Below are 13,177 nucleotides of genomic sequence, written 5' to 3'. Positions count from 1 at the left end.
GCAAGCTGGTTCGGGCATCGGTCTTAATTCTGCTCCAATAGGCAAGGTTAGTGCGGCAAGCCGACAATATGGAGCGATGAGGGGACATGCCCCGCCGTCCGCCTGACGTAGTGGTTAAGATGGACTTACTGCCGGTCAGTCGAAGCCGACGAAGCGTGCAGCTTCGTCAACCGATCTCCGTGTGATCTTCACCGGGTTCGCCGGGAAGTCCTCGTCGGGCCAGCCCATCGCGACGGCCTTCATAATGACTTGGTCGTCTGGGATGCTCGCATGTTCGCGCACCACGGGCGACTGCATGATGCCCTGCGAATTGATCACGCAGCCAAGGCCGCGGCTCCATGCCGCGTTGACCAGCGCGGTGGTGACGGCGCCGCAATCGAAAGGCGTATCGTCGCTGCCCGACAGTTCCTTGTCGTAAGTGATGATCACGCAGACGGGCGCATCGAACTGACGGAAGCCGCGCAGCACCCAGTCCTGCCGCTTTTCCTTGTCGTCGCGTTCGATTCCCATGGCCTCGAACAGCTGGATGGCGCAGCCGATCTGGCGTTCGCGGTGAACGCCTGCAAAGGGCTCTCCACGGCGGAATTCCCGGCTGTCGGGCTCGCCTGCAAGGATGCGCTCGGTATTGCCCTTGCGGATCCGGTCGAGCGGTTCGCCGGTGATCACGTGGAAGTGGTAGGGCTGCGTGTTCATCGAGGAAGGCGAGCGCATGGCGAGCGTCAGCACTTCCTCGATAAGTTCGCGCGGGACAGGCTTGTCCAGATATCCGCGAATGCTGCGGCGGCCTAATACGACCTCGTCAAAGGAAGGGCTCGTGTCCTTGCTCATGATCTCTCCTGCATCTTGGACCTAGCCATAATGCGCCTGACGGGGAGGGCAAGAAACATGCCTGCAAAGGGTGAAAACCTTGCCCTAATGCGATTGCGAATTAGTCGCATAAATGTATGGTGCGCTTTGGGAGGCTGGTTTTGAGAGGAGGCATTGATGCCATCGAAGATTCTGGTCGGTACGGACTTTCGCGCGCAGGCTGATCGCGCGATCGATCGCGCGATCCAACTGGGAAAGCAATTTAACGCAAAGGTCATCGTGGCGCATGCGGTGGAGCCCGACTTCGGGCAGGAAGTCGACTTCGCCGCCATCGAGGCAAGAATGCGCAGCGTGTTGCCGAGTGAGAACGCCGACGTCGCCCTTGAGGTGCCCGAGGGGCCGGCGCACAAGGCGATAGCCGATCTTGCCATCGAATATGGCGCGGACCTACTCGTGATGGGGGTCGCGCGGCACAAGTCGTTCAGCGACTTCGTTCTGGGCACGATAACAGACCGCCTGCTGCGTCAGTCCAAGATTCCCGTCCTTGTGGTCAAGGCGCGCCCGCAGCGGCCCTATAGCCAGCTAGTATGTGCGACCGATTTCCACGCGCCTTCGCGCGATGCGGCAATCCATGCGGCCGGGATGTTCCCCGAGCTCCCGCTCGCTCTCGTCCACGCCTATCATGTGCCCTTCGAGGGATGGCAGAAGGCCGAATACCTCAAGGAACAGGTCCGCGATGCCGAGAAAGGTGTCTTCGACGATTTCCTGCAGGAGTTTCCAGAACACCTGCATGGTCGCCTGGAGCAGCGGCTTGTCTACGGTTCGCCGCGGCGCGCCATCTGTAAAGTCGCGCAGGATATCTCCGCAGATCTTGTCGTTCTGGGCACCCACGGCGAAAGCGGCTTTCGCCATGCGACCATCGGCAGCACGGCGAACGAGCTTTTGCAATCGCTCCCTATGGATACGCTAGTGATCAGAAAATAATCCGGCAGCGCCAGATCAGGCTTCGAGCGAGGCGTACTCTCCCTTGAGGTAGGCATCGCGGAGTTCGAATTTCTGGACCTTGCCGGAACCCGTCATCGGGTATTCCGTCACGTGCACCCAGACAGCGGGTGTCTTCTGCGCTGCAAGATGCTCGCGGCAATGCGCCTTGAGTGCCTGCGGGTCGAAGGGTGAGTTGTCGGGCGTACGGATGAAGGCAGCGACGATCTCGCCCCATTTCTCGTCAGGCAGGCCGACCACGGCGACCTGCGCCACATCGGGGTGCTCGAGCAGGACGTTCTCGATCTCGACGGGAAACAGGTTCTCACCCCCGCGGATGATCATCTCCTTCACCCGCCCGGTGGTGGTGACGAAACCCTGCGCATCCATCTTTCCGAGATCGCCCGTGTGCATCCAGCTCTCGGCATCGATTGCCTCGGAGGTGGCTTCGGGATTGTCGTTGTACCCGGCCATCACGCTGTAGCCGCGCGCGCAGATCTCGCCGACCGTATCGAGCGGAACCACCTTGTTTGTCTGCGGATCGCGGATCGACACGTCGAGCTGGGCAAAGGGCTGTCCGATCGTCTCGGTCTGCTTGTCCATCGGATCGTCGTCGCGGGTTCCGGTGAGCAATGGCGAGGTCTCGGTCATGCCGTAGCCATTGGTGAACTTGCAGCCGAAGCGTTGCTTGATGCGGCGGATGAGCTCGGGTGAAACCATCGAGCCACCGGCACCTATCACATCGACCGAGGTCAGGTCGCGCGGATTGGCGTCGTCGACCTCGAGCATCATCATGTACATCGTCGGTACGCCGATGATCGATGTGATCTTTTCCGATTCAACGAGCATGTTGGCGAGGTTCGGGTCGAACAGTGGCGGCAGGACGATATGCGTGCCCGACTGGCAGGCGCCGAGCACCGAGACAGCGCAGCCCGTCGTGTGGAACAACGGCGCCACCAGCAGCAGCTTGCCGCTGCCTTCGATGCCGAGCCGCTCGAACGAATGCCGCGCATTGTTGGTGAGGCCGTAGTGATGGAGAAGAACGCCCTTCGGGAAGCCTGTGCTGCCCGAAGTGTACTGGATCTGCGCGATGTCGTTTGGAGCGATGTCGGGCCGGCTCGCATCGAGCGATCCCTTGGCGAAGAGCGCATCACGGTCTGCCATATCGACCAGCTCACGCAAGACGTCATTCTCATCTTGGATTGCGCGAGCAATGTCGCCCATCGGATTGCCGCGGAAGCTCTCGACGATGAACAGGCCGACTGCGGAGGACTGCTCGATCACATAGGCGAGCTCGCGCTTCTGGTAGCCGGGATTGGCAGTAACGAGGACAAGACCCGCGATCCCGAACGCGTATTCGCACAGGATCCACTCGGGGATATTGGGCGCCCAAATGACGATCCTTTCGCCGGGGCGGTAACGGGTCAGGAGTGCGTCTGCGAGGCTCTCGGCCTCGGCAAGCAACTCGGTGAAGGTCCACTTCCGGCCCGGTTTTCCATCGATGCCGAACTCTTCGAGCGCCACGGTGTCCGGCCATTTGGCTGCAGCATCGCGCAGCGCTGAGGCCACCGTGCTGTCGCGCAGTTCGAGGTCGGTCTGGCGGGGGAAATAGCTTTCGGTCAGCGAAACGTCGTACATCGGGCAGCTCTCCATCCTGCCCGGTTCGCTGTTTTCTAGATTTCGCCGGGCTGTCGCCCCTTTAAGCGCGTCAGGCGGCTTCGCGCAATTCCAGGTCCATGCGGTCCCAGATTTCGACCAGCGCATCGACGAGCCCGTCCATCATTCCCTCGGTGTGAGCGGGGCCGGGCGTGAAGCGCAGGCGTTCGGTACCGCGCGGCACGGTCGGAAAGTTGATCGGCTGCACGTAGACGCCGTATTCGGCAAGCAGGATGTCGCTGATCTTCTTGGCGCGGACCGGGTCGCCCACCATGAGCGGGACGATGTGCGTGGTGCTGTCCATCACAGGCAGCTTTGCCGCGCGCATCTTCTCCTTGAGCATGGCTGCTGCAGCCTGCTGCGCATCGCGCTCCTCCGAGCTTTCCTTGAGGTGCTTGACTGCGGCGAGAACGCCGGCGACCAGCACAGGGCTGAGCGAGGTCGTGAAGATGAAGCCCGGGGCATAGCTGCGGATGCAGTCGATCACGCGTTTGTCGGCCGCAATATAGCCGCCCATCACGCCGAATGCCTTGCCCAGTGTGCCCTCGATGATGTCGATGCGGTGCGCGGCCTCGTCACGTTCCGAGATGCCGCCGCCGTGGTCGCCATACATGCCGACCGCGTGGACTTCGTCGATATAAGTGAGCGCGTTGTACTTTTCGGCCAAATCGCAGATCGCGTGGATCGGTGCGACGTCGCCGTCCATCGAATAAACGCTTTCGAAGGCGATGACCTTGGGCGTTGCTTCGTCCTCGGCAGCCAGCAGCTGTTCGAGGTGCTCGAGATCGTTGTGGCGGAAGACGCGCTTCTCGCAGCCCGAGTTGCGGATGCCGGCGATCATGCTTGCGTGGTTCAGTTCATCCGAAAAAATCACGCAGCCCGGCAGCAGCTTGGCGAGCGTCGAAAGCGTCGCGTCGTTCGAGACGTAGCCGCTGGTGAAGAGCAGGGCTGCGTCCTTGCCGTGGAGATCGGCAAGCTCGCGCTCGAGCTCGACATGGAGGTGGGTGTTGCCACCGATGTTGCGCGTGCCGCCCGAGCCTGCGCCGACATCGTGCAGCGCGTTTTCCATCGCCTCGATCACCTTGGGGTGCTGGCCCATGGCGAGGTAATCGTTCGAGCACCAGACGGTGATCGGCTTCGGGCCGTTGTGACCGTGAAAACACCGCGCATTGGGGAAGGCCCCCTTGTTGCGCATGATGTCGATGAACACCCGGTAGCGGCCTTCTGCATGAAGGCGTCCGATCGCTTCGTCGAAAATCTGGTCGTAATTCACGCGGGGCAACCCGTCTCAGCGCCGTCCAAGATCGGCCATTTATGAGGGTGCACATAGTGAAGACACCCGAAATTTGCCACAGCGATCTTTGCGAATGACTCGCAGGTTTTCAGAAGCGCTTGAGCGTGGAAATGCCGTGTTGTTCGAACGCCGGGGCGAGGCGCTTGAAATCTTCGAGCTCACCGGTCGTGACAGCGAGGCTCTTGCTCCAGAAGCTGAATTTCTGGTCCTTCACCAGATGCTGGATCCGCCTTGCGATTCCCTCGGCTCCGTGGACGAAGGTTACGTCCTTGCCGAAAGCTTCGCGCAGCTCGGGCTCGAGCAGCGGGAAGTGGGTGCAGGCCAGCACCACCGTGTCGAGATCCTCGCCGCCCGCCTGCAGCACCAGCCCCGAGGCGGCACTGGCGACCTCGTCTATGCTGACGGCCTCGCCGCGCAGTTTCTTTTCGCCGAGCGCCACGAGGCGGTTGGCTCCATACCGCAGCAACTTCTTTCCCTCGGCGAACTGCTCCTGCAGGTCGTCGACATACTTCTGGCGCACGGTCGCCTCTGTACCGAGTAGTCCGATCGTACCGGTCCTGGTGATAGAAGCGGCCGGCTTGATCGCGGGCACGGTGCCGACGATCGGCGTCTCCAGCACCTCGCGCACCATGCCGAGCGCGATCGTGCTCGCCGTGTTGCAGGCGATGCAGATGAGCCGCGGCTCGTAGCGTTCGGCCATGCGCCCGAGCAGACCTGCGACGCGCGCCGCGACTTCCGCCTCGCTTTTCCCGCCATAGGGCAGGCCGGCCATGTCGGCGGCGTAGATCACCGGCGCCTTGGGCATCAGCTTGCGCAGTTCGGAGAGCACCGTCAGTCCGCCGACACCGGAATCGAACAGCAGTATCGGGGATTTCGAGTTCAAATCGGACCTTCCGGTTGCGGCAGCCTTGTGTGGAGGCGGTTCTTCCCATTAAGTGCCTCGCTAGACAAGAAGGTTCGGCTTTCTCAAGCCTTGCCACGACGCTTTGGGGATCGGCGCAATGGATTTTGGAACGGATTTCACCATCAACGTGCTGTGGGCGGCGCTGCTAGGCTATGCCTTCGGCTCGATCCCCTTCGGCCTGATCCTGGCCAAGCTCGCGGGTAAGGGTGACATCCGCCAGCAGGGCAGCGGCAATATCGGCGCGACCAATGTGCTCCGCACCGGCAGCAAGGGGCTCGCTGCGGCAACGCTGCTGCTCGATCTCGCCAAGGGGCTGGTGCCGGTGCTGATCGCATGGAACTTATTTTGGCAGGAAGTGGGCTGGACCGCGCTGTTCGCCGTGATCGGCCACTGCTTCCCGGTCTGGCTCGGCTTCAAGGGTGGCAAGGGCGTTGCTACCAATGCCGGCGTCGCCTTCGGTCTCGCTTGGCCGCTAGGTGCGGTTTACGCAGTGGTCTGGCTGGGCATGCTGGCGATTACCCGGATCAGTTCGCTCGCCGGGATGAGCGCCGTGGTCGCAACAGCGCTCGCCGCAGCCTATTTCCAGTGGTGGACGCTGGTGAAGGTGCTTTCCCTGATCGCTGTCCTCGTGATCTGGCTTCACCGCGAGAATATCAAGCGCCTCGCCGCGGGCACCGAACCGAAGGTCGGTTCGAAGGGGTGAACGAAGCTTCACATCCAAGGGTCGCACCGCTGTCACAAGACGAGGCCTTCGCCCGCATCCGCCTGCTGCGCTCGCCCAATATCGGGCCGGTGAGCTACGCGATGCTGCTGGCGCGCTACGGCACGGCGGCAGAGGCGCTAGAGGCGCTGCCCGAACTGGGGAAAGGCGGGAAACGGCAATACCGCGCCGCTCCTTTCGACAAGATCGAGCGCGATGTCGACTGTGTCCGCAAGGCGGGCGCGAAATACCTGTTTCATGACCAGCCCGATTATCCGCGCCTGCTGGGCGAGATCGACGGTGCGCCGCCGATCGTCACCTATCGAGGCGACCTCTCGCTCGCGTCGAAACCCTGTGTCGCCATGGTAGGCGCGCGCAATGCCAGCGCGGCAGCAGTCAAGCTGGCGCGCGATTTCGGTCAGGGGCTGGCGGAAGCGGGCTTTACCGTCGTCTCGGGCCTTGCGCGCGGGATCGACGGCGCGGCGCATGAAGGCGCGATGCCTAGCACTATCGGTGTGATCGCAAGCGGCATCGACATCGCCTACCCGCCACAGCACACCGAACTGCAAGAGCGGATCGCGACCGAAGGCCTGCTGATCGCCGAGCAGCCCCCCGGCACCGAACCGCGTGGCAGCCACTTCCCAAGCCGCAATCGTATCATCGCGGGTCTGGCGAGCGGCACGCTGGTTGTGGAAGCGGCGGTCAAGTCCGGCAGCCTCATCACCGCACGGCTGGCAGGCGAGGCAGGGCGCGAGGTCATGGCGATCCCCGGCAGCCCGCTCGAAGCGCGCAGTCACGGCTGCAACCACCTTATCCGCGAAGGCGCGGTTCTGGTGCAGTCCCCCGAAGACGTGGTGGAACTGCTGACCGGCTTCGATGGCCAGCCCCACAGCACCTTCCGCGAAGAGGGTGCAATGTTCGATTGCTTGCCGGAGGAACTCGCAGATGCTGAGCCTGCGGAAATTGGGGACCTGCTTACCACTGCCCCCGTCGCAGTGGACGAATTGGTTCGCCAATCGGGCGATAGTCCCCCCGCTGTGCAACTCGCGTTGCTGGAGCTGGAGATCGCCGGGCGACTGGAACGGCATGCAGGTGGACGGGTTTCGCTAATCGCTTGACACCAGTGAATCCCTAGCACCACTCTCGCGTGGGCGCATTGTTTGTCGGGGAGATCAACCATGAAGCCGTTTCTTGCAGCTGTTCTAGCAGGACTGGTCATTGCAGGTTGCAGAGCTGAGCAAGGCTCGGTTGAGGCATCCGACGGGCAAGAGCAGTCGTGGACCATCGCTCAAGCCACGATCTTCCCGGCCGATAGAGGACTTCAGCGCGCCGAAGATGGAGTTCAGCTCGATGACGGAACCTTGATCGTGGCCGACCAGCGGCACGGTCTGGTGAAGATTGCTTCCGACGGCACCTTCGAACCTTTCGGAAACTTCGCGGCGGTTGGCTTTGGACAAGAGCCGGCAGGTGTCGGTCCCGGTCCTAATGGTGTTCATTTGGAGCCTGACGGCAAGCACGTTGTTGTCGCGGATGTCTTCACCGGACGCATCTATCGAACCAATATCGAAGCTGGCACAACCGAGTTGGTCTACGCGCATCCGTTCGGGGTCAACACGGCGATAACCGACAGCACCGGAGCAGTCTGGTTTACCCAATCGACCGAGAACCAAGGCGAAGAGCGCCTGTTTGTGGCGGTCGACAAAGCGATGAGCGATGGTGCTGTCTACAGGTTGTCAGCGGCCGAGGATGGCCTACTGGCGAGCGAGCCGGAACTGGTTGTGGATGGGCTCAACTTTGCCAATGGCTTCTATCTCGATGAGGCCAACGGGAGGTTCTACCTCTCCGAGACCATGGCGAACCGGGTTCTCGCGTTCACATTGGACGTTGCAGGAGGGACTCTGAGCGATCGCAAGGTGCTTGCCGAAGTGCCATCGCCTGACAATATGCGTCTTGCTCCTGATGGTTCGCTCTGGGTGGCTTCTCCTGCTTCAAACCAGGTGATCGCAGTTGACACCGATACCGGCACAACTCGCGTGGTGTTCGATGCGCAAACCGCGGCTGGCGCTAAATCAGTGCAGGAGTGGCTTCGCCGAAGTGCAGCTGGGGAGAGCGCGGCGGATCTGCTCAATCCCGAAGTGCATGGCGAAATGCCAGGGCTGCTCACAGGGATAATCATCGGGCGCGAGGATCAACCTTTCTATGTCTCCAATCTGGGCGCTGCGCTTGTGAAAGTGGAGCGATAGGAATTGAAGCGAATTGCCCGCTTGACGCCCCCAGAGCCCGAACCCCATTTTCGCGCGTACATACACGTACACACGTAAGGGACCGCTTTTACCCCCATGCAACTGGTTATTGTTGAATCGCCCGCGAAGGCGAAGACCATCGAGAAATACCTCGGCAAGGACTTCAAGGTTCTCGCCAGCTATGGCCATGTCCGCGACCTGCCGCCCAAGGATGGCAGCGTGCGCCCGGACGAGGATTTCGCGATGGATTGGGAGCTCTATCGCGACAAGCAGAAGCGCTTCAAGGAGATCAGCGACGCGGCGAAGAAAGCCGACCGGCTGGTCCTCGCGACTGACCCTGACCGCGAAGGCGAGGCAATCAGCTGGCATGTCCGCGAACTGCTCGCCAAGCGCAAGGCGCTGCCCGAGAAGGTTGATCGCGTGACTTTCAACGCAATCACCAAGGCGGCAGTGACAGAGGCGATGAAGTCGCCGCGAGAGCTAGATCAGCCGCTGATCGACGCCTATCTCGCCCGCCGCGCACTCGATTATCTCTATGGCTTCACGCTCTCGCCGGTGCTGTGGCGCCGCCTGCCGGGTGCGAAGAGTGCAGGCCGCGTGCAATCGGTCGCGCTGCGCCTGATCGTCGACCGCGAAATCGAGATCGAGCACTTCAAGGCGGACGAATACTGGTCAGTCCTCGCCAAGCTCGAGCAGGACGGAACCGAGTTCGACGCACGACTGGTCAAGTTCGACGGTAAGAAGCTGCAGAAGCTGACGCTGGGCGACGAGGGCAGCGCCAAGGCCGCAAAGAAGGCGGTCGAGGATTCGCGCTTCACGGTCGAGGAAATCGAGACCAAGCCGCTCAAGCGCAGCCCCGCGCCGCCGTTCACCACGTCGACGCTGCAGCAGGAGGCCGCGCGCAAGCTCGGTTTCTCGGCCAGCCACACCATGCGGCTCGCGCAGTCGCTCTACGAGGCGGGTGCGATCACCTATATGCGTACCGACGGCGTGCAGATGGATGGCAGTGCAATCGATGCCTGCCGCAAGGCCATCGCCAATCGCTACGATGCCTACTACCTGCCCGACAAGCCGCGGTTCTACGCGACCAAGGCCAAGAACGCGCAGGAGGCCCACGAGGCGATCCGCCCGACCGACTTCACCCGCGACCGGGTGAGTTCGGGCGACGAGGGCAAGCTCTACGACCTCATCTTTAAGCGCGCGATGGCGAGCCAGATGGCCTCAGCCAACCTCGAGCGCACCACGATCACGCTGCGTGACGGCACCGGCAAGCACGAGCTGCGCGCGACCGGCCAGGTGGTGAAGTTCCCCGGCTATTTCGCCGTCTACCAGGAGGGCCGCGACGAGCCCTCGGAAGACGACGAGGACGGCCTGCTGCCGATCGTCAACAAGGGCGACAGCCCGCTCAAGAAGGCCGTCGAGGCGAACCAGCACTTCACCCAGCCGCCGCCGCGTTTCAGCGAAGCGAGCCTTGTGAAGAAGCTCGAAGAACTCGGCATCGGTCGCCCGTCGACCTATGCCTCGACGCTCCAGACGCTGCGCGATCGCAATTACGTCCGGATGGAGAAAAACCGTTTCTTTGCAGAGGAATCGGGGCGTCTCCTTACGGCATTTCTAGAGCGCTTTTTCGAACGTTACGTGTCCTTCGACTTCACCGCCGGGATGGAGGATGAGCTCGATACGGTTTCGGACGGTCGCGAGGAGTGGAAGAAGCTGCTTGCCGACTTCTGGCGCGACTTCAAGCCGAAGACCGAAGAGATCATGGAGAAGAAGCCCTCGGAAGTGACCGAGGTCTTGGACGATTTCCTCGCCGATTATCTCTTCCCCGAACGCGCCGACGGCAAGGACCCGCGCCATTGTCCGCTGTGCGAAACCGAAGGCCGCGAAGGCGGCCGCCTCGCGCTGCGGGGTGGACGCTTCGGAGCATTCGTCGCCTGCGCCAACTATCCCGAATGCAAGTTCACTCGCCAGTTCGCCAAGCCGGGCAGCGACGGTGACGACGGCGCGAATGATGGCGTGATGGGCGAGGATCCGGAAACGGGCCTGCCGGTCGAGCGCAAGACTGGGCGCTTCGGCCCCTACATCCAGCTGGGCGAGGGCAAGGACGCCAAGCGCGCGAGCATCCCCAAGGACCTCGATGATTTCGACCTCGAATGGGCGCTGAAGCTGCTGAGCCTGCCGCGCATCGTCGGGGCGCATCCCGAGACCGGCAAGGAGATCGAGGCCGCCATCGGGCGCTATGGCCCCTACCTGCGCCATGACGGCAAGTACGGAAAGCTCCAGAACACCCGCGAAGTGTTTGAGGTCGGCATGAACCGTGCGGTCGACATCCTCGCGCAGGCCGCCAATCGCAAGGGCGGCGGACGCGGCAAGGCGGAACCGATCAAGACGCTGGGTGAACATCCGACCAGCGGCGGCGAGATGAAGGTCATGCCGGGCCGTTATGGTCCCTATGTCACCGACGGATCGACCAATGCCACGATCCCCAAGGACATGAAGCCCGAGGACGTGACCGAGGCGCAGGCCATCGAACTGATCGATGCGCGTGCTGCCAAGGGCCCCGCGAAGAAGAAGCGCAAGGCACCTGCCAAGAAGAAGGCTGCGCCGAAGAAAAAGGCAGCGGCCAAGAAGAAGGCCGACTGATGGGCAAGGAGCGCTTCGAACGGCACAAGCAACCCTGGACGGGCGAGGAGGCGGGCCAGCTCCGCACCCTCGCCGCCAAGGGTCAGGGCCTCAAGCAGATCGCCAAGGCCCTGAACCGCAGCGAGGAATCGACAAAGAGCTTCGCCAAGCAGAACAAGGTCAAGATCGCGAAAAAGCGTTAGTCCGCTAGTGCTTGGCGGGGCTCAGGTCGGAGTTTTGGCAGGCTATTGCGGTGAATACCGAACTGTGTCAGCTTCCGCCCGCATCCCGCAGGAGAAGCACATGCTCGAGGCACTCAAACACGGATTCTCAAACTACTTCAATTTCTCAGGAACGACCGGACGGAGACTATTCTGGCTCTGGGTCCTGAGCATATTCCTTATCGCATTCGTACTCGGGCTGATTGATGTTCTCGTCGTCGATCCGGCGCTTGGCGTTCCGGCGTCAGGGCCCGATGTCCAGAACCCGCTTGCCTGGTTGTTTTCGCTGTTTGTAATTATTCCCAATATCGCGATGGGCGTTCGGCGCCTGCGCGACGCAGGGTACAGCCCTTGGCTGATGCTGCTTGGTCTGATTCCCTTCGTGAACCTGATTCTGATCTATTTCTACGTCCAGCCGAGCGTAGAAATGGAGCGCGGCTGAGCTCAATCCGCGATCGCTTTTGATCCGGGATGGCGTGCCGTTCCTAAAGGCTCCAGAAACCCACCAACAGGCTCGCCGCGAGCGTAACCATGCTCGCTGCAAGGGCCAGGGCTGCGGGTCTTGCGCCGCGCTTGCCGTAGACAATCGTCACACCCAACTTGACGCACATGTTGGCAAGGATCGTGCCGGCGATCGCGAGGGCTGCCAGGTCGGGCGAAATCGTGCCGGGCTCCAGACCGCCTGCTGTCACGATGGCCGCATCGACATCCATGCTGCCCATCAGCAATAGGAGCACCGCGATGCCTTCCTCGCCAAAGCGAGTTTCGGCCCAGCGCGCCGCCACTGCAGCCACGGCAACGAAAATGACGAATGTGAGGGCGGGGAGCATGGCGATCGGATTTCCCGGCGGGGCTGGGCCCGTGCTCGAAGGCGCTTTGCGATAGAGCCAGTAGGCAACTCCGAAACCGACTACCAATGCCGGAGCGACGATGCCGACGAAATGGGGCAGCAGGCTCGTTGCGAGGATGGCGACGAGAATGATTACACGCAGGTACATCACCGCGCTCGCCAGCGCGATGCCGGCATTTTCCGCACCGCCACCGGCGCCCGCACCGATGCGCTGCGCGAAGGAGTGGGTGACCGCGGTCGAGCTGTAGGCGCCTCCGATCACGGCGGTGGCTATCGTCCCGCGACGCGCGCCGAACATGCGGTTTGCAGCGTAGCCGACGAAGCTGAAGCCGGTGACGATGATCACCACGAGCCATAGCGTGCGTGGCTCCCACGCGTCGTAGGGACCGAAGCGTCCCTCGGGCAGGAAGGGAAACACCGCGAGCGCGATGACCGCATAGCGTGCCAGCGCCTTGATATCGGCCTCGTCGAGCAGCCGGACCCAGCGGTGCACCTCGGTCCTGAGGGCGAGCAACGCGGTAACGATTGCGCCACCGGCGACTGCGATCGCCGGTTCTCCCAGCCCGGCAAGGAAACCGAGCGCGAGCGTCGTCATCGCGGCGACCGCAGAGGTCGCATCGGGCTTGCCGCTGTCGGAAATCGAGCGCGAATAGCCGATGGCGGCGATCGCGGCTGTCCCTGCCACGATGACGCCAGCAACGATGTTCTGGCCGGCTTGCGCGAGCAGTCCCGCAATGCCTGCGACGAGCGCGAACAGCGAAAATGTGCGAATGCCTGCCACCCGCGAGCCATCCTCGATCTCGCGCAGCTTCCAGCCGCGTTCGAGCCCGATCATCAGGCCGATTGCAAATGCTGCCCCCAGCTGTCCTGCCTGCGCCGTCCAGTCCATCAGCGCCAGC

12 protein-coding genes are annotated in these 13,177 nt (G+C 62.4%); 7 read left to right on the top strand and 5 right to left on the bottom strand.

The annotated features are described in order from the left end of the window. Positions 1-135: 135 nt before the first annotated feature. On the bottom strand, positions 136-828 hold the full coding sequence (locus ACZ1G8_RS01630) for a nitroreductase (RefSeq protein WP_472680103.1): 693 nt from the start codon (positions 826-828) through the stop codon (positions 136-138). A 156-nt stretch (positions 829-984) separates the two neighbouring features. Between ACZ1G8_RS01630 and ACZ1G8_RS01625 the strand changes: the two genes are divergently transcribed. Beyond that, positions 985-1,791, top strand: a complete 807-nt coding sequence (locus ACZ1G8_RS01625) for a universal stress protein (protein WP_472680102.1) — start codon at positions 985-987, stop codon at positions 1,789-1,791. A 15-nt stretch (positions 1,792-1,806) separates the two neighbouring features. Here ACZ1G8_RS01625 and ACZ1G8_RS01620 read toward each other — a convergent pair whose 3' ends face one another. From ACZ1G8_RS01620 to murI, 3 genes are all read right to left on the bottom strand, one after another. Then, entirely contained in the window at positions 1,807-3,426 is a 1,620-nt protein-coding gene (locus ACZ1G8_RS01620) for an AMP-binding protein (protein WP_472680101.1), read from the bottom strand. A 70-nt stretch (positions 3,427-3,496) separates the two neighbouring features. Beyond that, complete coding sequence (gene hemA / locus ACZ1G8_RS01615; RefSeq protein ID WP_472680100.1) at positions 3,497-4,717, bottom strand: 5-aminolevulinate synthase; 1,221 nt, start codon at positions 4,715-4,717, stop codon at positions 3,497-3,499. A gap of 109 nt (positions 4,718-4,826) precedes the next feature. Next, entirely contained in the window at positions 4,827-5,621 is a 795-nt protein-coding gene (gene murI / locus ACZ1G8_RS01610; protein WP_472680099.1) for a glutamate racemase, read from the bottom strand. A 118-nt stretch (positions 5,622-5,739) separates the two neighbouring features. Between murI and plsY the strand changes: the two genes are divergently transcribed. From plsY to ACZ1G8_RS01580, 6 genes are all read left to right on the top strand, one after another. Next, on the top strand, positions 5,740-6,345 hold the full coding sequence (gene plsY, locus ACZ1G8_RS01605; protein ID WP_472680098.1) for a glycerol-3-phosphate 1-O-acyltransferase PlsY: 606 nt from the start codon (positions 5,740-5,742) through the stop codon (positions 6,343-6,345). Beyond that, complete coding sequence (gene dprA / locus ACZ1G8_RS01600; protein WP_472680097.1) at positions 6,342-7,460, top strand: DNA-processing protein DprA; 1,119 nt, start codon at positions 6,342-6,344, stop codon at positions 7,458-7,460. The genes plsY and dprA overlap by 4 nt, the downstream gene beginning before the upstream one ends. 60 nt (positions 7,461-7,520) lie before the next feature. Beyond that, a complete protein-coding gene (locus tag ACZ1G8_RS01595; protein ID WP_472680096.1) occupies positions 7,521-8,585 on the top strand; it encodes an SMP-30/gluconolactonase/LRE family protein in 1,065 nt (354 codons plus the stop codon). 96 nt (positions 8,586-8,681) lie between these two features. Further along, positions 8,682-11,228 carry a type I DNA topoisomerase gene (topA, locus tag ACZ1G8_RS01590; protein ID WP_472680095.1) on the top strand — a complete coding sequence of 849 codons (2,547 nt, stop codon included), beginning with the start codon at positions 8,682-8,684 and terminating at the stop codon, positions 11,226-11,228. Further along, complete coding sequence (locus ACZ1G8_RS01585; RefSeq protein WP_472680094.1) at positions 11,228-11,410, top strand: hypothetical protein; 183 nt, start codon at positions 11,228-11,230, stop codon at positions 11,408-11,410. The genes topA and ACZ1G8_RS01585 overlap by 1 nt, the downstream gene beginning before the upstream one ends. A gap of 100 nt (positions 11,411-11,510) precedes the next feature. Further along, positions 11,511-11,870 carry a DUF805 domain-containing protein gene (locus ACZ1G8_RS01580; protein WP_472680093.1) on the top strand — a complete coding sequence of 120 codons (360 nt, stop codon included), beginning with the start codon at positions 11,511-11,513 and terminating at the stop codon, positions 11,868-11,870. Positions 11,871-11,913: 43 nt separating this feature from the next. On the opposite strand, the gene ACZ1G8_RS01575 is transcribed toward ACZ1G8_RS01580, so the two are convergent. Further along, on the bottom strand, positions 11,914-13,167 hold the full coding sequence (locus ACZ1G8_RS01575) for an MgtC/SapB family protein (RefSeq protein WP_472680092.1): 1,254 nt from the start codon (positions 13,165-13,167) through the stop codon (positions 11,914-11,916). Positions 13,168-13,177: the final 10 nt, after the last annotated feature.

The organism is Qipengyuania sp. BR81-2, assembly GCF_055693895.1.
Note: the sequence above shows the minus strand (reverse complement) of the source record. Positions and strands in the feature narration are given on the sequence as shown.